A 17971-nucleotide genomic window follows, 5' to 3' on the forward strand; every position below is an offset into this window, starting at 1 on the left:
CTGCGTTCATCTGACATCGAACCCGCATGGCCGCAATGCGACAAATCCCTCTGGCCCGTCGAAGCTTTCTGCTATAGGGGTGCGCACTTGCAAACAGGATCGCCAGACTCATGACCACACGCGCCGGATTTATCGCCCTGATCGGAGAGCCCAATGCGGGCAAGTCAACCCTGCTGAACCGCATGGTCGGGGCCAAGGTTTCCATCGTGACGCATAAGGTGCAGACCACCCGCGCGCGTATCCGCGGCGTGGCGATGGAAGGCGACGCGCAGCTGGTCTTCGTCGACACGCCCGGCCTGTTCAAACCCCGCCGCCGCCTGGATCGCGCCATGGTCGCTGCTGCATGGGGCGGGGCCGCAGATGCGGACGTCGTAGTCCTGATGGTTGAAGCGCATCGCGGTATCACCGAAGGGGTCGAGCGCATCCTCGAAGGTCTGGAAGAAATCGGACAGGGCCGCACCATCGCGTTGGCGATCAACAAGATCGACAAGGTGCCGTCCGAAAAGCTGCTGGCGCTGACCAGTGACCTGAACGCACGTTACCCGTTTGCCGAAACCTTCATGATCTCTGCTGAAAAGGGCCACGGTGTCGAAGACCTGCGCAAATGGCTGGCCTCTGAACTGCCTGAAGGCCCCTGGCTCTATCCCGAAGACCAGATCGCCGACCTGCCCCTGCGCATGATCGCCGCGGAAATGACGCGCGAGAAGCTCACCCTGCGCCTGCATCAGGAATTGCCCTATCAGTTGACCGTCGAGACCGAGAACTGGGAAGAACGCAAAGACGGCTCTGCTAAGATCGATCAGGTCATCTATGTCATGCGTGACGGCCACAAAGGCATCGTGTTGGGCAAGAAGGGTGAGACCATCAAGGCCGTCAGCCAGGCTGCGCGGGCAGAACTGGAAGAATTCCTCGACCGCAAAATTCACCTGTTCCTGCAAGTGAAGGTCCGGCCCAATTGGCTGGAAGAATCCGAGCGGTATTCGGAAATGGGTCTGGATTTCAAAGACGGAAACGCATGACCCGCCTGACCGCCGAATTCTGGGTCCACGCCTATCTGGCGCGGCTGCGATTCCAGGATATCCCGGCCTATGTGGTGGCACATGGCGATGACACGGCAGGCGCAGTTCTGGTCAAGCTGAACACGCTGGACGGGCAGGCCGTTGCGTTCCAACGCAGCTTTGATCTGATGAGTGGTGAACGAAAATGGGTCGAACTCTCGTCTGGCCCCGAGGGCGACGTGGACCAGGCCATCCAGCGCCAACGCAGCTTTGACCCCGACCTCTGGGTGATCGAGGTCGAAGACCGGCAGGGGCGGCACCTGCTGGGCGAAGAGGGGCTGGAATGACCACGGTACTGAAGGGTCTTTGACGCCGAGATCAAAGCGACTATTTTGGTGCTGCAAATGGCCTGTCAGCACTGACGTGTCCTACGGACCGAGCGCAACCAAGAGGTGCTTTCCTGACTGAAACGCTTGCAGAGAAACTGGAAAAATCGGAACTCGGCCACTGGATGCAGCGGTTCGAGGGCTTCATGGTCTTTGTCGGCGTTGTCGGCCCTTTTGCCACGCTTCCACAACTGATCAAGCTCTACTTTACCCATTCCGAACACGCGACCGGTCAGTCGCTTCTGTCCTGGTCGCTTTATGCCGGGCTGTCCTTCCTGTGGTTTGCCTATGGTATGGTGGTGGGCAAGCTGCCCATTTATGTGGGCAACGGACTCTCGATGGTGCTGAACTTATTGATGGTCATCGGCATCCTAATTCACGCAGGTGTGACGTTCTGAACCTCCTGTTGCCTTGGGTTTTTCTCACTACCAAGCTTGCAGTGGTTTTCAGCGCCATCAACCTGCGTCGCCAAAATAGACAAAGCTCATCTTGTTCCCATCCGGGTCGCGTGCGTAGGCACCAAAAAAGCTTGGGCCATATTGGGGCCGGTCGCCCGGATCACCTTCGTTTGTTCCACCATTTGCAAGCGCGGTTGCATGCGCATCGCGAACTTCCGCTTCGCTTTGGCACAGCAGGCCAACCATGTTCCCGTTTCCGATCGTCGCGACTTTTTTGTCGAACGGTGTCGCGACCCATATGCATCCGCCGCCACGCAGCTCATAGCAGACAGCATGCGGCATATACTCGGCGATGACCTTTCCGCCGATCCGGGGCACAACCGCGTCATAATAGCCGCGTGCCTTGGCAACGTCGTTGGAACCGATCATGACATAATTAAGAGACATTTTTGGAATCCCACTTTAAGAACATAAGCAGAACATTAATACCTGAACTGGTTTCAAGCAATGCGTTTTTCGGAATGGTTTTGGCGACCCCCGACCTACCCGAACAGGGCAACTGACGGGGTTTCCATCGGTCTGTGGGTCAGCTGACGCGTTCTACCGGGCCTTTGGAATGAAAGGCTGATAGTCTTCCCCACGGTCTTCGCACGCCTTTGAATCACGCGCCACGTCCGCCGTTCCATCCGTCTTCGTACTCGCCCAACACCCTGGACAGGTGCAGCAGAGACGCAAAAAAGCGGGCGTAGACATCCCGCGACAACATCGGCTTGTTGTCATCCAGCACCTGCACAAGTTCAACGACGGCCGAAGCGAACGTCTCATAGACCTGCATGTCCGCGGCTGTCGGATCCGGCGTCCAGATTTCGTGTTCGTCGTAATACGCGGCAGGTTGCGGTTCGTCATCGATCATGGTGCGGCCCCTTCTGTTTGAAGCGCAGGTGGGGGTTGCGAGAACGCGCACAAGACGGGTGGCACGAAGTCACAAAACTATGGCGCCTTCGGAAAAAGAACTCTCGTCGAAAGGGGGAAAAGAAGTTCCGCTCTTGCGCGCCGACGTCGCTTGGGATTTTCTGCGATCCAACCCAACCAACAGCAGGGCCGAGTTTTGGACTGGCGCGATCACGGAATACTCCTGACTTTACGCCGCCATGGTGAAACAGCGGCGATCATCGAAGTCTTTACCGAAGGCCATGGGCGTCATGCCGGTGTGGTGCGCGGTGGGACCAGCCGCAAGATCGCGCCGATCCTGCAACCCGGCGCGCAACTGGACGTGCTGTGGCGCGCGCGACTGGAAGAACATATCGGAACCTTTCAGGTCGAACCCCTGCGCTCCCGCGCGGCCGCCGCGTTTTCAGGGCGGCTGGCACTGTCCGGGCTGAACGCTGTCGTATCTCTGCTGTCCTTCTGCCTGCCCGAACGGGAACCACACGCCTCGCTCTATACGCGGACGGAGCAGTTGATGGACCTGCTGGGGCAGGACGAGGTCTGGCCTCTGGCTTATCTGCGATGGGAACTCGCGCTGCTTGACGAGCTTGGCTTTGGCCTTGATCTGACAGCCTGCGCCGTGACCGGTGTGACCGAAGGATTGATCTATGTATCGCCCAAAACAGGCCGTTCCGTCAGTGCGAAGGGCGCCGGGGATTGGGCGGACAAGCTGTTGCCCCTTCCGCCTTGTCTGCGCGGGGAAGGCACTGCGCCCGATGCCGAGATCGCAGAGGCCTTGCGCACGACCGGGTATTTCCTGGAGCACCGCGTCGCGCCGTCTTTGGGGCATAATCCGCTGCCCGAAGCGCGGGCCCGGTTCGTGGATCAGGTCACTCGGCGGCTGTGAACACCATCTCGTGCCCATCCTCGCTTCGCAGGATCAGCACATTGCCTGACACTTCGGATTGGGTCATGGCCATGAGGGCGGCAAAGTAGACCCCTTCCGCTTCGAGCCCCGCGCAGGCGGCGCGCGTCGCATTGAGGTTCTGAACCTCAAACCACGGGTAGGGCGCGTTGAGTGTTCCGTCATAACTGTTGCACGGAGCGTTCCCGGCAATCCTGCCTTCTTCGCGAAACCGCAGCAGAGCGCTCGCCTCATAGGGCTGACCATCTATTTCCTGCAAAACCCAGGTCTGGTCCGCAGCACCATAGGCGGCGACGGTTTCGTCCTTGTCGCATTGGAACAATGCCATCAAGGGCAGGGTCAGGATCAGGCGAGTCATGGCTGGGTCTTAGCGCATAGGGGATGTCGTTGGAACCGGATCAGTAGGGAAGAGACCCGTTCAGCAGTTGCGCACGCACTTCCTGCCGGGGTTTCCAGTTGTAGCGCGTATCTTCACGCACCGGCGCCCAGAACAACGCGCCACTGTTGCGCCAGGGATCAAGGATGATGCCGTCATACATCGAATCCCCCTTGGCGCTGATCGACGCCGAATGGTGGATGATGCGAAAAGAAGTCGGCGGCGACGTGGCCCAGTGCAGATCCAGTGTTCGGAAGTTCTCCTGCCGCAGCCGCTTGGTCATGGCTTCGGCCCAGTCATTGCACAACCCCTTTTCGCGGAACCCGTTGATGACCTTGGCGTTGTGGATGATGGCCGGGTCGGTGACGTTCCAATCCCGCGCCAATTGCTGCGAATAGGAATAGGCGATTGTGGCCGCCCTCTGTGCCTCGGCCGGATCGACTTCCGGCCCGAGCATTCGGATCGACTGCGCAAGCGCTTCGACATCGCTCTGATCGGCCGTTGGCGTAGGGGTGGTGCAGCCCGCAAGAACGAGCACCGCCAGAGTGGCGCAAAGTGCAAAGATGGATCGGGTCATGCGGTGTACCAGGTGCTGATCGGGTTTGGGTCGGGTCAAACTGATGCTCTAACGGCGAATGGGTCGGGATCAAAGGGGGAAGTTTGGATTGGTGCGGACACAGCTAGTCGTTGTTCAGCCGGTCAGAGATGCGGAAATTGTCCGTACAAAACGGAAGGTCCGCAGGTAGGCGGTGTACAAAACCTCAAAAATCAAGAAAAAGACCCGGCGCAATGGCCGGGTCAGTTGGGGAAACGGGGCGCCGGTTCCGGTCACCCGAGCAGACGTCGTGCGATGACCTGTGCCTGAATCTCGGCCGCCCCTTCGAAAATGTTGAGAATGCGCGCGTCACACAGAACGCGGCTGATCTTGTATTCCAGCGCAAAACCGTTTCCGCCGTGGATTTGCAGCCCGTTATCGGCGGCTGCCCAGGCCACACGGGCGCCCAGCAGCTTGGCCATGCCTGCCTCAAGATCACAGCGCTGGCCGTGGTCTTTCTCCCACGCGCTGAAATAGGTCAGCTGGCGTGCGATCATGATCTCGACCGCCATCATTGCCAGTTTGCCGGACACACGCGGGAAGTTGATCAGAGATTTGCCGAATTGCTTGCGGTCGATGGCATATTGCGTGGCGATATCCAGCGCGCTTTGCGCCACGCCGATGGCGCGCGCAGCAGTCTGGATGCGGGCGCTTTCAAAGGTTTCCATCAGCTGTTTGAAGCCCTTGCCTTCTTCACCCCCCAGCAGGTTTTCACCCTTGACGTGGAAGCCGTCAAAGCCCAGCTCGTATTCCTTCATGCCGCGGTATCCCAGAACCTCGATCTCACCACCGGTCATGCCGGATGTGGGGAAGGGGTTCTCGTCCGTGCCCGGTGTCTTTTCGGCCAGGAACATGGACAGGCCGCGGTGATCGGTGCTGTCGGGATCGGTCCGCGCCAGCAAAGTCATGACATGGGTGCGCGCGGCGTGGGTGATCCAGGTCTTGTTGCCGGTGATCCGGTAATCACCGTTCTCGTCCTTCACGGCACGGGTGCGCAGGCTGCCAAGATCCGAGCCGGTATTGGGTTCAGTAAAGACAGCGGTCGGCAGGATTTCGGCGCTGGCCAGTTTCGGCAGCCAGTTGGCCTTTTGCTCTTCCGTGCCGCCGGCGATGATCAATTCGGCTGCGATTTCCGAACGGGTGCCCAGCGAGCCGACGCCGATATAGCCACGAGACAGTTCTTCGGACACAACGCACATCGAGGCTTTGGACAGGCCGAAACCGCCAAACTCCTCCGGGATGGTCAGCCCGAAAACGCCCATTTCCGCCAGCTCTTCGATGATTTCCAGCGGGATCAGCTCATCCTTGAGGTGCCATTCATGGGCATACGGTTCGACCTTTTCCTGCGCATAGCGGCGGAACTGGTCGCGGATCATCTCAAGTTCTTCGTCCAGGCCCGACGCGCCGAACATGGTGGCGCCGGCCTGATCCTGCATCAGCTCGACCAAACGGCTGCGTGCGGCTTGTGAATTTGCCTGCGCCATCAAGGTCTGTACTTCGGTCGACTGAAAGCCCGACAGCGCATCCCAGCCGAGGCCCATATCCTGAAGGCGCACGACCTCGCCCTGATTCATCGGGATGCCACCTGCGACCTGATGCAGGTACTCACCAAAGGCTATCTGGTGAAGCAACTGCTCGACTTCGCCGAATTTGCCTTCGGCCTGAAGTGTTTCGGCCCAGCGCTGCATCTGTTGCAGCGACTGATTATATGTGGCCAGCCATGCCAGACCATGTGCGGCGGTCTGGTTGGCCTCGATCAGAGCGCCAGAGATACGGCCATCCGCCGAGACCATGCCGCGCACGGATTCACGGGCTTTTTCAAAAACGGCTTCTACCGCGGGTAGGGCAGCCCGGGTCATATTCAGAAGATCGGGCAAAACTGAAGCAGTTGTCATCTCGGTCATATCCTGTCCGTCGTGGGCCATGAATCGCGTCCTTTCCTCGGTCGTCTGGTCATATCATGCTGCACGTGCAGCGCAACAAAAATACCTATTACGCTGCGAAAAAGTTCAAATATTACCCCATCATTTTTGCAATGCAGAAGAAAATCCAGATGTTATCTAGGGGACATGACCCTGTTTTCCATTCTTTCCCCGCAGGAACTGCTGTTGGCCATGGCAATCGCTTTTGCCTCAGGATGGGTCAAGGGGATGGTTGGTTTCGCGATGCCCATGATTTTGGTATCGGGGTTGAATTCATTTCTGCCGCCGGAACTGGCCTTGGCGGGACTTATCCTGCCGACGCTGGTGGCCAATGGGCAGCAAGCCCTTCGCGGCGGTCGCGCTGCGGCGGTTGCCTCGGTTCGGCGGTTTCGGGTTTTTCTTGTTGTCGGCGGTCTCTTTCTGCTGCTGAGCGCACAGTTGGTCGCTTTGATCCCGGGGTCTGTCTTTCTGGTTCTGATGGGCGGTTTCGTGTCGGTCTTCGCGCTGTTGCAGGTTCTTGGGTTCAGAATGGCGCTGAGCCAACCGTCGACCGCAGTCGAGGCCGTTGTAGGTGGCCTGGCGGGGTTTGTCGGCGGCATGTCAGGAGTTTGGGGGCCTCCGACAGTTGCCTATCTGACGGCGCTGAACACCCCCAAGACCGAACAGATTCGAATTCAGGGCGTTATCTACGGTTTGGGAGCGGTCTTGCTGCTGGCCGCACATCTTGGCTCAGGCATCCTGCATGCAGAAACACTTCAGTTTTCCGCAGCTCTGATCGTTCCGGCCGTGGCCGGGATGTGGATCGGCATGAAATTGCAGGACCGTATCGATCAGGCAAGTTTTCGCAAGGCGACCTTGTTGGTATTGCTGATCGCCGGCCTGAACCTGCTGCGACGTGGTTTGGTGGGGTGACAGGTCAGCCCGTGCGCTTGTCGGCAAACCGGAAAGCAAAGTACAGACCCAGCATCAGGAAGAATAAACCCGAGATATCGCCGATCAGGAACGCGATGTATTCGACCGTCGCACTGCCAAAAGCCAGGTTGGTCAACCCGGAGACAAGGATGGACGTTACGAAACCGACGCCCATCACACATATCCAACAGGGTTTGCGTTCCGGACGGGGAAACAGATCCCACCCGATTGCTTTGAGAAGATAGAAAACGGCCGGGACAGTCAGAACTGCAATCGCCATGGCCATCAGGCGGCTGGGCAGGAACACGTCCGTTCCACCCAAATAGGCGAAAACGATGAACACGCCAGGCAACAATGCGAAAATGGCGCGCCACCCCAACAGCCACGCCGACAGAACCCGTACGCCATGCGGCAGAAACAACAGGCTCGCCCTGCTTGGGTATTCCGGGAAAAACACGTTCTGCAATGGCATGAGGACGGCGAATGTAAGGAACGACGCCAGCACATAGGCCAGAGAGGCCAGAAGTGTTTCAGTAGCCCACCCGCGCAACGTAGTCACGGCCTCTTGCGCGTGTGGATCGCGTCATTTGGGTGCATGAACGATGTACCGTCCCCGGTTGGCGCTGCCGCTTTGAGAAAGATAGCCTTTTTCGACCAGCGATTTCAGCGCGCGAAAGAATGTTGGGCGCGAAACACTTTGAACCAACGTGTGCTCGATCAAGCCGAATGTGCGAACTTCCTGATCGGACTTTGAAAGCTCTTCGGCGGCATAGTAGATGTCGCGTTCAACCGGAGATAGTTTTTCCAGGCCTAAAGTACGCTCCATGCTTTGCATCAATTTGCGCAGTTCGGCGAGTTTCGAGATCTCAGTCATAGATTTACCCATCTTTTACTGTGCCAATTGGCGCGCAATTGCGACCAGTTGAGCCATGCTGAATGATGCGTTATTCAGCATGTATCGTATTGACACTCATCCCCTTTCACTTAGACTAGGTGACTGATTAGGTTGCTCAATCCTGCGTTGTGAGTGTGCGCACATGAGCGACCCCCAATCTTATTTCAGCCAATGCCCGGCGCAAAAGTGCCGGGTTTTTTCGTCTCAGCGGTTAACAGAGCTAGCGCAAATTGCATTTTGAAACAACGCAATTGTATGTGCTTTTAGCGGCAAACAACCATAGATAGAAATGCGGTAGGTGCAGTGAAAAAGGGGCGCGGTGGCCCCTTTCCCCAATTTACCCAATTGCGACGGCTTTGATGTCGTCGTCGATGAAGGGCAGATACTGTTCGAAGTTCTCGGCGAACATCTGCACCAGTTTTTCGGCCTGTTTGTCGAATGCGGCCTGATCGTCCCAGGTACGGCGCGGGTCCAGCAGAACTTCGGCAACTCCCGGCACCGAGACCGGAACGTCAAAGCCGAAATTGGCATCCTTGCGGAACTCGGCGTCGCGCAGCGAGCCGTCCAGAGCGGCGGTCAGCAAGGCGCGTGTCGCGCGGATCGGCATCCGGCTGCCCACGCCGTAGGCGCCACCGGTCCAGCCGGTGTTCACAAGCCAGCAGGTCGCGCCATGCTGAGCGATCTTGTCCCGCAACAGGTTGCCGTATTCCTCTGGGCGACGGGGCATGAACGGCGCGCCAAAGCAGGTCGAGAAAGTCGGCTGCGGCTCGGTGATGCCACGTTCGGTCCCGGCCACTTTTGACGTGAAACCCGACAGGAAGTGATACATGGCCTGTGCCGGCGTCAGCCGCGCGATCGGAGGCAGAACGCCGAAGGCATCGCAGGTCAGCATGATGATGTTCTTCGGGTGGCCACCCAGTGCGCTTTTGGATGCGTTCGAGATATACTCGAGCGGATAGGCGCAGCGCATGTTGGCGGTCAGCGAGTCGTCGTCGAAATCCAGTTCCTTGGTTTCGGGGTCGAAGACCATGTTTTCGATCACGGTACCGAATTTCGAGGTGGTCGCGTAGATTTCCGGCTCTGCCTCGGCATTCAGGTTGATGGTCTTGGCATAGCAACCGCCTTCGAAGTTGAAGGTGCCGCGATCGGACCAGCCGTGTTCGTCGTCACCGATCAGAGTGCGCGCCGGATCGGCCGACAGTGTGGTTTTGCCGGTGCCCGACAGGCCAAAGAACACGGCGGTGTCGACCGGGTTGCCAACGGCATGGTTGGCCGAGCAGTGCATCGGCATCACGCCTTTTTCGGGCAGCATGTAGTTCAGCAGGGTGAAAACGGACTTCTTGTTTTCACCGGCATATTCGGTGCCGCCGATCAGGATCAGCTTGCGGTCGAAGTTCATTGCAATCACGGTCTCGCTGCGGCAGCCATGCTTTGCCGGGTCGGCCTGAAAGCTGGGGCAGTTGATGACGGTAAAATCGGCCGTGAACTCATCCAGATCTTCGCGGTCCGGGCGACGCAGCAGGTGGCGGATGAACAGGTTGTGCCACGCCAGTTCGGTAACCATTCGTACATTGATTGCGTAAGCCGGGTCCGCGCCACCGACGAGGTCCTGCACGAAATAGTCACGGCCTTTCATATGGGCCAGCATATCATTGTACAGTGCGTCAAAGCCTTCGGGGCTCATTTCGGCATTGTTTTCCCACCAGATGGTGTCGGCAACGCTGTCGGTCTTGACGACGTGTTTGTCCTTGGGGGACCGGCCGGTGAACTTGCCAGTGGTAACGAGGAACGCGCCACCATTGCCAAGAGTGCCTTCGCCGCGCTTCAGCGCCTCTTCGATCAGCGCTGGTTCCATGAAGTTGTAATAGACATTGCCCAGACCCTCGATGCCCTGATCTTCGAGGCGGAATTGCGGGTTAACCCGTCCAGATGTCATGTGTGTCTTCTCCTGTGGCGGCGCGAAGGTCGTTGGCCGTTGCGCCTTTGGGGCAGTGAGCCGGGAAAACCGGCGGCTGAGCGCGTCTTATCACGGTCATTCAGGGCATGAACAGGCGGGTTTGACGCAGTTAGCGCAACCAAGTCCGGGTTTAGCGCCATCAGAAATTCAATGTCGGAAAAGCGGGCAGATTTTTGCGGGCATCAAGGCAAATTTGCCGCAGACCTGCCGCAACAAAGGCATGATTCGCAGTTACGGATTGATTCGGCGTCTTAAAACCGCCAACAATGCCTTACAAATAAGCGAATTATTGCGCGAGTGAGCAGGAATAGGGGTGAGCCCGATGTCAAAGATTGCACTTGTGGATGACGATAGAAACATTCTGACGTCTGTATCCATGACCCTCGAAGCCGAAGGTTTCGAGGTTGAAACTTATAATGATGGCCAGGCCGCGTTGGATGCGTTCAACAAGAAACTGCCGGACATGGCTGTTCTGGATATCAAGATGCCGCGAATGGACGGCATGGATCTGCTGCAACGGCTGCGTCAGAAGACGCAGATGCCGGTGATCTTCCTGACCTCGAAGGACGATGAGATCGACGAGGTGCTGGGCCTGCGTATGGGCGCGGATGACTATGTAAAGAAGCCTTTTTCACAGCGTTTGCTGGTCGAACGCATTCGGGCTTTGCTGCGCCGCCAAGAGGCGACCAGCGGCGACGCGGTCGCAACCAACAGCAATGACACCAAAGTCATGGAACGCGGCGACCTGAGAATGGACCCGCTGCGCCATGCGGTCAGCTGGAAAGGGAATGATGTGTCCCTGACCGTGACCGAGTTCCTGTTGCTTCAGGCGCTGGCCCAACGTCCGGGCTTCGTCAAAAGCCGCGACCAGTTGATGGATGTCGCCTATGATGATCAGGTCTATGTGGATGACCGCACGATCGACAGCCACATCAAGCGCCTGCGGAAAAAAATGCGCGCGGCTGACCCCGAGTTCTCGGCGATTGAGACCTTGTATGGTATCGGTTACCGGTACAACGAAGAATAGGCGCGGCCGCCTGCAAGAGGTAATGGGGTCTCGTGCGCGACACCGAACAAGCCAGCGAAATGCGCGACGGTGACGTCGTTCTAGGGGATGACTGGGTCATTCCTCAGGACCCCGAGTCAGCGGAGCTGAGGGAAAAGCGATCCCGGAGGAACCTGTTTTCTCTGCGTGGTTCACCTCTGGCGCGCAAAATCATCACGTTCAACTTGATCGCTCTGGTGATTCTGGTCACTGGGTTGCTGTATCTGGACGACTCGCGAAAAGAAAAGGTTCAGCAGACCGCCCGCAATCTGCTGGGCGATGCGCAGCTTGTCAGCAACGTGTTTGAAACCCAGCTGCGTCAGGGCGCACAGCAATCCGGGCAGAATGCCGGGAACCTGGACGTCAAGGATACCTTGTCTGGCCTCACCCTGCCCGAAGGGGGCGAGGTTTTTGTATATGACGCCAGCGGCACGTTGATCGGCTGGACACGTGGTGCCCCGCAAGCCTCCGACATGCCGGTTCTTCTGCAATCCGAGGCCGAGATGCAGACCGGCAGCACGGTGATCAGCGACACGCTGAATGCCGTCTGGACAGGTTTGTCGAACCTGCTCAACTGGTCAACTGAAACCGAGGCACCGACGTTGGCGCAGCGTGTTCAGACCATTATTCCGCAAGCGATTGCCGGTAACAGCCAGGTACAGGCGGTACAGGACAGCGCGGGTGAGACGGTCATCGTGGCTGCCGCACCGATCCTTTATGCGGATGTTCCCGCCGGAGCGGTGGCCATTACCGGCCCGGCCGGTGAAATCGACGCGCTTGCCCGCCGCGAGCAGGAGCGCATTCTTCAGATGTTCGTGGTGGCGCTGCTGGTTTCCGTGGGCCTCAGCCTTGTTTTGGCCTCGACCATTGCCAACCCGCTGGCCGATCTGGCATCCGCGGCAGAGATGGGCAAAGACCGGGGCACGGGTGTCAATCCCGGGCGCATCCGCATTCCCGACCTCAGCGCCCGTCCTGATGAGATCGGACGTCTCAGTCGCGCTTTGCGGGGTATGGTGACCGCGCTGTACAACCGGATCGACGCAAACGAACAGTTTGCCGCCGATGTCGCCCATGAAATCAAAAACCCGCTGGCCAGCCTGCAATCCGCCGTGGGAACCCTGCGGATGGTCAAACGCGAGGATCAGCGCGACAAGCTGCTGGACGTGATCGAGCATGACGTACGGCGTCTGGATCGGCTGGTCAGCGACATATCAAATGCGTCGCGTCTGGATGCGGAACTGGTCAAGGAAGAAGAGCAGCCCTTTGACCTGCTCAAGCTGCTGGGCAATCTCGGCCAGTATCTGGGCGAGGATGCGCGCTCCAAGGGCATCGATTACATTACGGATCTGCCCTCTGAGCCGATTGTGATCAACGGGTTGGAAGCGCGTCTGGCGCAGGTCTTCGTCAACCTGATCACCAACGCGATTTCCTTCTGCGAAGAAAACGACGCCATTCGCGTCTGGGTCCGGCAGCGGGACAACCGTGTGTTGGTCGTTGTTGAAGACACCGGCCCTGGAATTCCCGAACAGGCGCTTACCAAAGTGTTCAAGCGTTTCTACTCGCAGCGTCCGGCGGAACATTTCGGCAATAATTCGGGCCTGGGGCTGGCGATCTCGAAGCAGATTGTCGAAGCCCATGGCGGAGTGATCTGGGCTGAAAACATCCGCCCGACCGAGGCCGATATCACATCGGATCCTCTGGGTGCCCGCTTTGTCGTGGGGTTGCCCGTCTAAGTCCATGCATATTGATTCGTTGTCACTCGCGAAAGATCAGGACAGCGCCTGTGTTCATGCCTCCTGCGTATCGGTTGCCGGACGCGGGCTTTTGATCATCGGTGCGTCCGGCACAGGGAAGTCCGGACTGGCGTTGCAAATGATGGCGTTCGGTGCGGAACTGGTAGCCGATGACCGCGTCAATTTGGAGATGCAGCAGAACCGGGTGATCGCCTCGGCAGTTTCGCAGATACGCGGTTTGATCGAGGCGCGCCAGATTGGCCTGATCAAAGCCGAACCCAGTGGTCCGGTTCCGCTGGATTACGTGGTGGATCTGGATCAGCCAGAGCCTCAGCGTCTGCCCGACCCTTTGACGGTTTCCGTGCTGAGGCAAACTGTTCCCTTGCTTCGGGGTGCGGGCGTGCCCAACTTGGCTGTAGCGATGATGCAGCTTCTAGGAAATGGGCGCGTAAACCCGGAATGACCGAACACATGACATCGCAAAGGCGGATCGTACTTGTCACCGGGCCCTCCGGGGCAGGAAGATCCACGGCCATTCATGTGCTGGAAGATCTGGGCTTTGAAGCCATCGACAACCTGCCGATGGGGCTTTTGCTGCGCTTGCTCGACAGCGCGGACAGCGACCGTCCGATGGCTTTGGGTATAGATGCCCGCAATCGCGATTTCTCGACGATCGGTTTCATAGAACTGGCTGAAAAGCTGGGCCGGTTGGCGCAGGTCGATCTGACGGTTCTGTATCTGGATTGCACGGATGATGTTCTGGTGCGCAGGTTTTCAGAAACCCGAAGGCGGCATCCCGTCGCCAAGAATGCCAGCCCGGAAACCGGCGTTCAGCGTGAAAAAGAGCTGCTGGCGCCGATACGAGAGATTGCGGATACGCTGATCGACACCAGCCTTCTGAACGTGCATCAGCTGCGGGAAGAGGTCGAGAACTGGTTCGCCCCGCAAGGCGGGCGGCATCTGGCGGTTTCCATCGAATCCTTTTCTTACAAACGCGGCCTGCCGCGCGGATTGGACATGGTGTTCGATTGCAGGTTTCTGGCGAATCCGTACTGGCGCCCGGAATTTCGCGCAGCGGATGGTCGACACCCTGACGTTGCGCACTATGTGCAGTCAGACGCAAACTACTTACCGTTTTTTGAACGTGTGCTGGACTTGCTGACCCTGCTGTTGCCGGCCTTTCGGGCCGAGGGCAAAGCGCATCTTTCCGTGGCGTTTGGGTGCACGGGGGGGCAGCACAGATCAGTTGCCCTGGCAGAAGCTGTTGCAAAGGCTCTTGCGGAAGACGGGCAGCAGGTGGCAATTAGGCATCGCGAGATGGAACGTCGGTCGTTGAATGTGAGGTCGGATTGATCGGAATTGTGATCGTTGCACATGGGGGGTTGGCTCAGGAATACCTGGCCGCCACGCAACACGTGGTCGGACCACAGGCCAGCCTCGTGGCGGTCGCGATAGAGGCTGACCATGACCGGGACGAAAAACAGGCCGAAATCTGCCGGGCCGCGGACGAAGTGGACACCGGCGATGGTGTCGTTGTCGTCACCGACCTCTTTGGCGGCAGCCCCTCGAATCTTAGCCTGCGTGCTTGCGCGCCTCAGGACCGGCGTATTCTGTACGGGGCAAACCTGCCGATGCTGATCAAATTGGCCAAAAGCCGCCACTTGCCCATTGGTGATGCGGTCCGTCAGGCAATGGAGGCTGGACGGAAGTACATCAATGCGCAGAATGTGACATTGGATTGAAAGCGGATTATTGAATATGACGAGCCGAAGCCTGAAAATCATCAATGAAAAGGGCCTGCACGCACGGGCCTCGGCAAAGCTGGTTGAGGTTGTAGAGGGGTTTGATGCGCATGCTGAGGTGTCAAAAGACGGACTTTCTGCATCAGGCGACAGCATCATGGGCCTTTTGATGTTGGCAGCATCGCGCGGAACAACTATTGACGTCGAGACGTCCGGGCCGGATGCTGAGGCATTGGCAGAAGCTCTGGAAACGCTTGTGAACGACAAGTTCGGAGAGGGGTTCTAAGCCGCCCCGCCGGGACAGGAAGAACGGGAAGACCAGGAATTGGCGGAAACAACGCACGAGACCAAGACAAGCCCGGTGGTGGATGGAACCGCAGATCAGGGTGAGATCTACGACCGTAGAACGCTGACCTACGCGAATTCATTCGATGATGCCTGGACTGCGACTGCCATTCGGGCCATCGAGTGGTGCACAGGCAAGCTGACCATTTTGCGCATGGTCAACAAGTTCGAAAAAAAGAACGAATACTATCGCGGCCAGCGGTTCTGGGGGGGTGCCCTCAAGACTATGGGAATCGATCTGACCACACCGCAGGAACAGATTGACCGCATCCCCAAGACCGGCCCGGTTGTCGTCGTCGCCAACCACCCGCACGGTATGGTCGATGGCATGATTTTGGCAGAACTGATCGGTCGGGTGCGCAGTGATTACCGCATTCTGACCCGTTCGGTCCTGACAGGGCTGGACGAAGCGGCCACGTCATTCATGATTCCGGTTCCGTTTCCACACGACCCCGAGGCGCAGGCCAAGATGCTGGAAATGCGCGGCAAAGCCATGGAACATCTCAAGAACGGTGGCGTTGTGGCGCTGTTTCCATCCGGTGTTGTGATGTCCTCGGATGATTGGTTCGGGCCCGCGATCGAGCGGGAATGGAACGTGTTCACCGCCAAGATGATCCGCCGTTCGGGCGCGCGCGTGGTGCCGATTTTCTTTCCGGGCAGCAATTCGCGCTGGTATCAGATCGCCAACCGCGTCTCTGCAATTCTGCGGCAGGGATTGTTGCTGCACGAGATCGTCCGATCCTGCAACAAACCCCAGTCGCCGGTGATCGGCGAACCGATTTCGGACCGCGACATGGAGCTGTTGGAGCGCGACCCGCGCGGATTCATGGCCTGGCTCAGAAATCACACCATGTCTCTGGGCAAGTCGGAACAGACCTGATCTGCGTCTTCATCTGGCCCAAAATATCCCGGGGGTGAGCCCGGACAAAGTCCGGGCGAGGGGGCTGGCCCCCTTCAGCGTGTCGGTACCGGAACTTCGCCTCGGTAGTCATAAAAGCCACGCTCGGTCTTGCGCCCCAGCCACCCGGCCTCGACATATTTCGTCAGCAGAGGGCAGGGACGGTATTTGGTATCGGCCAACCCGTCATGCAGCACGTTCATGATCGCCAGACAGGTATCCAACCCGATGAAGTCCGCCAATTCAAGCGGGCCCATGGGATGATTCGCCCCAAGCTTCATTGACTGGTCGATGGATTGTACGTTCCCCACACCTTCATAGAGTGTGTAGACCGCCTCGTTGATCATGGGCATCAGGATCCGGTTCACGATAAAGGCCGGAAAGTCCTCGGCGCTGGCGGCCGTTTTGCCCAACCGGTCCACCACCGCTTTGCAGGCGTTGAAGGTTTCTTCATCCGTGGCGATGCCGCGGATCAATTCCACCAGCTGCATAACAGGGACAGGGTTCATGAAATGAAAACCCATGAACCGTTCGGGCCGATCCGTGCGGCTTGCCAGCCGGGTGATGGAAATCGAGGATGTATTTGACGTCAGAATCGTATGCGGCAGCAGGTGCGGTTGCAGGTCCTCGAATATCGCCTGTTTGATCGTTTCCCGCTCGGTTGCCGCCTCGATAACCAGATCGGTTTGGCCCAGTTTCGGCAGCTCAAGCGTGGTCGTAATCCGTTTCAGCGCGGCCTTCATCGCTTCGTCGGTGATTTTGCCACGTGACGCCTGCCGCGCCATGTTGCCTTCGATTGCGGCAATGGCGCTGTCCAGAGCATCCTGGCTGACATCGTTCAGCAAGACGTCGTATTCCGCCAACGCCATAACATGGGCAATGCCGTTGCCCATTTGTCCCGCGCCAATCACACCGACCGATTTGACTTCCATGTTCAGCTGCCTTTGCCCTGGAGGATACCGCGACAGTATCGGCAGACCGGGGCGGGCGGCAAGAGGTTCGCGGCGATCAATTTTGCTTCAAATGCGCGCATTAGGAAAATCTCAATATCTATGGCCGCAAGATGGCACCGGGTGAGAAAACGGGGGGCTTGATATGAGCTTTCATCAGACAAACAGCGGCAAGGAGTCCGCCTGCCAGTATACCAATTCGAAACTTTGGTTCCGGGGTCCATCCGGCAGGTTGGACCAACCCTATGTGGCCTGTCTGGGAGGAGAGGAAACTTTCGGCAGATTCGTCGATTGCCCGTTTCCTGCCGTGCTCGAGAAGCGATTGGGAAAGCCATGCGTCAACTTCGGCAGCCTGTTTTGCGGAGTCGAAGCGTTGTCCACTGATCCGGGAGTGCTGAATCTGGTCAATCAGTCAGACCTATGCGTGTTGCAGGTGCCCGATCTTCTGCGCCAATCGAACCGGTTTTACCGCGTGCACCCGCGTCGCAACGATCGGTTCCTTGAACCCACCGCGGACTTGCTGGGGCTGTACCCGGATGTTGACTTCACGGAAATCCATTTTGTGCGCCATTTGTTGGAGCAGTTGAGCGCAACAGAAGACGCACGTTTCGAAGTCGTAGCGCAGGAACTGCGAGAGGTCTGGATACGCGCCACCGGGGAACTGATAGAACGGATCGAACCCGGCGTTGTCCTGCTTTGGTTGCATGTGCAGCGGCAAACCGGATCGCATGTTGACCATATCGTGCCCGACGCCGCCATGATCGAACAAATGCGCCCGCTCTGCGCCGATGTCGTAGAGGTTTCGGTAGCTGTATCCGCTCGATCGGATGCTCTCGAGGATGTCATGTTCGGAACGCTTCAGCAGCCGATTGCGGAACATATGATCGGCCCGTCCGCGCATCGAGAAATTGCCGAGCATCTGCTGATCGCTTTGCGGAACCTGAACTGAAAAAGGCCCGCCTGTTGG

General features: G+C 58.2%; 23 protein-coding genes. 14 read left to right on the forward strand and 9 right to left on the reverse strand.

Annotated elements, in window-relative coordinates; all coding sequences use genetic code 11:
* The first annotated feature begins 110 nt into the window (after window positions 1–110).
* The 3 genes from era (at window position 111) to NOR97_RS02650 (ending at window position 1782) form a co-directional block, all read left to right on the forward strand.
* Window positions 111–1019 carry a GTPase Era gene (gene era / locus NOR97_RS02640; RefSeq protein ID WP_117869864.1) on the forward strand — a complete coding sequence of 303 codons (909 nt, stop codon included), beginning with the start codon at window positions 111–113 and terminating at the stop codon, window positions 1017–1019.
* On the forward strand, window positions 1016–1345 hold the full coding sequence (locus NOR97_RS02645; protein WP_170344840.1) for a DUF1491 family protein: 330 nt from the start codon (window positions 1016–1018) through the stop codon (window positions 1343–1345). Before era ends, NOR97_RS02645 begins: the two co-directional genes overlap by 4 nt.
* A 164-nt stretch (window positions 1346–1509) precedes the next feature.
* On the forward strand, window positions 1510–1782 hold the full coding sequence (locus tag NOR97_RS02650) for a SemiSWEET transporter (protein WP_257600126.1): 273 nt from the start codon (window positions 1510–1512) through the stop codon (window positions 1780–1782).
* Between the two features lie 57 nt (window positions 1783–1839).
* Here NOR97_RS02650 and NOR97_RS02655 read toward each other — a convergent pair whose 3' ends face one another.
* Window positions 1840–2229, reverse strand: coding sequence for a VOC family protein (locus tag NOR97_RS02655; RefSeq protein ID WP_257600127.1), 390 nt, complete (start codon window positions 2227–2229; stop codon window positions 1840–1842).
* Between the two features lie 214 nt (window positions 2230–2443).
* Window positions 2444–2695 carry a hypothetical protein gene (locus tag NOR97_RS02660; protein ID WP_170344843.1) on the reverse strand — a complete coding sequence of 84 codons (252 nt, stop codon included), beginning with the start codon at window positions 2693–2695 and terminating at the stop codon, window positions 2444–2446.
* Between the two features lie 195 nt (window positions 2696–2890).
* Between NOR97_RS02660 and recO the strand changes: the two genes are divergently transcribed.
* A complete protein-coding gene (gene recO, locus NOR97_RS02665) occupies window positions 2891–3616 on the forward strand; it encodes a DNA repair protein RecO (RefSeq protein WP_257600128.1) in 726 nt (241 codons plus the stop codon).
* On the opposite strand, the gene NOR97_RS02670 is transcribed toward recO, so the two are convergent.
* The 3 genes from NOR97_RS02670 to NOR97_RS02680 form a co-directional block, all read right to left on the reverse strand.
* Window positions 3600–3992, reverse strand: coding sequence for an META domain-containing protein (locus NOR97_RS02670; protein WP_257600129.1), 393 nt, complete (start codon window positions 3990–3992; stop codon window positions 3600–3602). The genes recO and NOR97_RS02670 overlap by 17 nt on opposite strands.
* Window positions 3993–4032: 40 nt before the next feature.
* A complete protein-coding gene (locus tag NOR97_RS02675; protein ID WP_257600130.1) occupies window positions 4033–4587 on the reverse strand; it encodes a hypothetical protein in 555 nt (184 codons plus the stop codon).
* A 251-nt stretch (window positions 4588–4838) separates the two neighbouring features.
* Window positions 4839–6530, reverse strand: a complete 1692-nt coding sequence (locus tag NOR97_RS02680) for an acyl-CoA dehydrogenase family protein (protein WP_257600131.1) — start codon at window positions 6528–6530, stop codon at window positions 4839–4841.
* 144 nt (window positions 6531–6674) lie between these two features.
* On the opposite strand from NOR97_RS02680, the gene NOR97_RS02685 reads away from it, so the two are divergent.
* Window positions 6675–7439 carry a sulfite exporter TauE/SafE family protein gene (locus tag NOR97_RS02685; RefSeq protein WP_257600132.1) on the forward strand — a complete coding sequence of 255 codons (765 nt, stop codon included), beginning with the start codon at window positions 6675–6677 and terminating at the stop codon, window positions 7437–7439.
* Window positions 7440–7443: 4 nt separating this feature from the next.
* Here NOR97_RS02685 and NOR97_RS02690 read toward each other — a convergent pair whose 3' ends face one another.
* From NOR97_RS02690 to NOR97_RS02700, 3 genes are all read right to left on the reverse strand, one after another.
* Window positions 7444–7998: a hypothetical protein gene (locus NOR97_RS02690; RefSeq protein WP_257600133.1), complete on the reverse strand. Its 555-nt coding sequence runs from the start codon at window positions 7996–7998 to the stop codon at window positions 7444–7446.
* 24 nt (window positions 7999–8022) lie between these two features.
* Window positions 8023–8313 (reverse strand): hypothetical protein, encoded by a 291-nt coding sequence (locus NOR97_RS02695; protein ID WP_170344849.1) that lies wholly within the window; start codon window positions 8311–8313, stop codon window positions 8023–8025.
* Window positions 8314–8671: 358 nt separating this feature from the next.
* The gene (locus NOR97_RS02700) at window positions 8672–10270 is read right to left on the reverse strand and encodes a phosphoenolpyruvate carboxykinase (protein ID WP_257600134.1); all 1599 of its coding nucleotides are present in this window, start codon (window positions 10268–10270) and stop codon (window positions 8672–8674) included.
* A gap of 55 nt (window positions 10271–10325) precedes the next feature.
* Between NOR97_RS02700 and NOR97_RS02705 the strand changes: the two genes are divergently transcribed.
* The 8 genes from NOR97_RS02705 to NOR97_RS02740 are packed head-to-tail and all read left to right on the forward strand — an operon-like array spanning window position 10326 to window position 16036.
* Window positions 10326–10592: a hypothetical protein gene (locus NOR97_RS02705; protein ID WP_170556094.1), complete on the forward strand. Its 267-nt coding sequence runs from the start codon at window positions 10326–10328 to the stop codon at window positions 10590–10592.
* A gap of 21 nt (window positions 10593–10613) precedes the next feature.
* A complete protein-coding gene (locus NOR97_RS02710; RefSeq protein WP_170344852.1) occupies window positions 10614–11318 on the forward strand; it encodes a response regulator transcription factor in 705 nt (234 codons plus the stop codon).
* Between the two features lie 59 nt (window positions 11319–11377).
* Window positions 11378–13069, forward strand: a complete 1692-nt coding sequence (locus tag NOR97_RS02715; protein WP_170345114.1) for a sensor histidine kinase — start codon at window positions 11378–11380, stop codon at window positions 13067–13069.
* 19 nt (window positions 13070–13088) lie between these two features.
* Complete coding sequence (locus tag NOR97_RS02720) at window positions 13089–13532, forward strand: HPr kinase/phosphorylase (protein WP_257600135.1); 444 nt, start codon at window positions 13089–13091, stop codon at window positions 13530–13532.
* A gap of 8 nt (window positions 13533–13540) precedes the next feature.
* Entirely contained in the window at window positions 13541–14422 is an 882-nt protein-coding gene (rapZ, locus tag NOR97_RS02725) for an RNase adapter RapZ (RefSeq protein WP_257600136.1), read from the forward strand.
* A complete protein-coding gene (locus tag NOR97_RS02730; RefSeq protein WP_152457103.1) occupies window positions 14419–14811 on the forward strand; it encodes a PTS sugar transporter subunit IIA in 393 nt (130 codons plus the stop codon). The genes rapZ and NOR97_RS02730 overlap by 4 nt, the downstream gene beginning before the upstream one ends.
* Before the next feature lie 16 nt (window positions 14812–14827).
* Window positions 14828–15097: an HPr family phosphocarrier protein gene (locus NOR97_RS02735; protein WP_152457104.1), complete on the forward strand. Its 270-nt coding sequence runs from the start codon at window positions 14828–14830 to the stop codon at window positions 15095–15097.
* Between the two features lie 39 nt (window positions 15098–15136).
* On the forward strand, window positions 15137–16036 hold the full coding sequence (locus NOR97_RS02740) for a lysophospholipid acyltransferase family protein (protein ID WP_170344855.1): 900 nt from the start codon (window positions 15137–15139) through the stop codon (window positions 16034–16036).
* 74 nt (window positions 16037–16110) lie between these two features.
* Here the strand turns inward: NOR97_RS02740 and NOR97_RS02745 are convergent, their stop codons facing one another.
* Window positions 16111–16986 carry a 3-hydroxybutyryl-CoA dehydrogenase gene (locus NOR97_RS02745; RefSeq protein ID WP_257600137.1) on the reverse strand — a complete coding sequence of 292 codons (876 nt, stop codon included), beginning with the start codon at window positions 16984–16986 and terminating at the stop codon, window positions 16111–16113.
* A 163-nt stretch (window positions 16987–17149) separates the two neighbouring features.
* On the opposite strand from NOR97_RS02745, the gene NOR97_RS02750 reads away from it, so the two are divergent.
* The gene (locus NOR97_RS02750; RefSeq protein WP_257600138.1) at window positions 17150–17953 is read left to right on the forward strand and encodes a DUF6473 family protein; all 804 of its coding nucleotides are present in this window, start codon (window positions 17150–17152) and stop codon (window positions 17951–17953) included.
* Window positions 17954–17971 lie beyond the last annotated feature (18 nt).

Origin of the sequence: Ruegeria sp. YS9 (assembly GCF_024628725.1) — a bacterium.
GTDB lineage: Bacteria > Pseudomonadota > Alphaproteobacteria > Rhodobacterales > Rhodobacteraceae > Ruegeria > Ruegeria atlantica_C.

What these genes read in the sequence shown, in the direction of transcription:
- era (WP_117869864.1), top strand. Translation starts at nt 111, where the DNA reads ATGACCACACGCGCCGGATTTATCGCCCTGATCGGAGAGCCCAATGCG.
- NOR97_RS02655 (WP_257600127.1), bottom strand. Translation starts at nt 2,229, where the DNA reads ATGTCTCTTAATTATGTCATGATCGGTTCCAACGACGTTGCCAAGGCA.
- NOR97_RS02695 (WP_170344849.1), bottom strand. Translation starts at nt 8,313, where the DNA reads ATGACTGAGATCTCGAAACTCGCCGAACTGCGCAAATTGATGCAAAGC.
- NOR97_RS02645 (WP_170344840.1), top strand. Translation starts at nt 1,016, where the DNA reads ATGACCCGCCTGACCGCCGAATTCTGGGTCCACGCCTATCTGGCGCGG.
- rapZ (WP_257600136.1), top strand. Translation starts at nt 13,541, where the DNA reads ATGACATCGCAAAGGCGGATCGTACTTGTCACCGGGCCCTCCGGGGCA.
- NOR97_RS02750 (WP_257600138.1), top strand. Translation starts at nt 17,150, where the DNA reads ATGAGCTTTCATCAGACAAACAGCGGCAAGGAGTCCGCCTGCCAGTAT.
- NOR97_RS02710 (WP_170344852.1), top strand. Translation starts at nt 10,614, where the DNA reads ATGTCAAAGATTGCACTTGTGGATGACGATAGAAACATTCTGACGTCT.
- NOR97_RS02680 (WP_257600131.1), bottom strand. Translation starts at nt 6,530, where the DNA reads ATGGCCCACGACGGACAGGATATGACCGAGATGACAACTGCTTCAGTT.
- NOR97_RS02675 (WP_257600130.1), bottom strand. Translation starts at nt 4,587, where the DNA reads ATGACCCGATCCATCTTTGCACTTTGCGCCACTCTGGCGGTGCTCGTT.
- NOR97_RS02715 (WP_170345114.1), top strand. Translation starts at nt 11,378, where the DNA reads ATGCGCGACGGTGACGTCGTTCTAGGGGATGACTGGGTCATTCCTCAG.
- NOR97_RS02735 (WP_152457104.1), top strand. Translation starts at nt 14,828, where the DNA reads ATGACGAGCCGAAGCCTGAAAATCATCAATGAAAAGGGCCTGCACGCA.
- NOR97_RS02670 (WP_257600129.1), bottom strand. Translation starts at nt 3,992, where the DNA reads ATGACTCGCCTGATCCTGACCCTGCCCTTGATGGCATTGTTCCAATGC.
- NOR97_RS02700 (WP_257600134.1), bottom strand. Translation starts at nt 10,270, where the DNA reads ATGACATCTGGACGGGTTAACCCGCAATTCCGCCTCGAAGATCAGGGC.
- NOR97_RS02650 (WP_257600126.1), top strand. Translation starts at nt 1,510, where the DNA reads ATGCAGCGGTTCGAGGGCTTCATGGTCTTTGTCGGCGTTGTCGGCCCT.
- NOR97_RS02660 (WP_170344843.1), bottom strand. Translation starts at nt 2,695, where the DNA reads ATGATCGATGACGAACCGCAACCTGCCGCGTATTACGACGAACACGAA.
- NOR97_RS02745 (WP_257600137.1), bottom strand. Translation starts at nt 16,986, where the DNA reads ATGGAAGTCAAATCGGTCGGTGTGATTGGCGCGGGACAAATGGGCAAC.
- NOR97_RS02685 (WP_257600132.1), top strand. Translation starts at nt 6,675, where the DNA reads ATGACCCTGTTTTCCATTCTTTCCCCGCAGGAACTGCTGTTGGCCATG.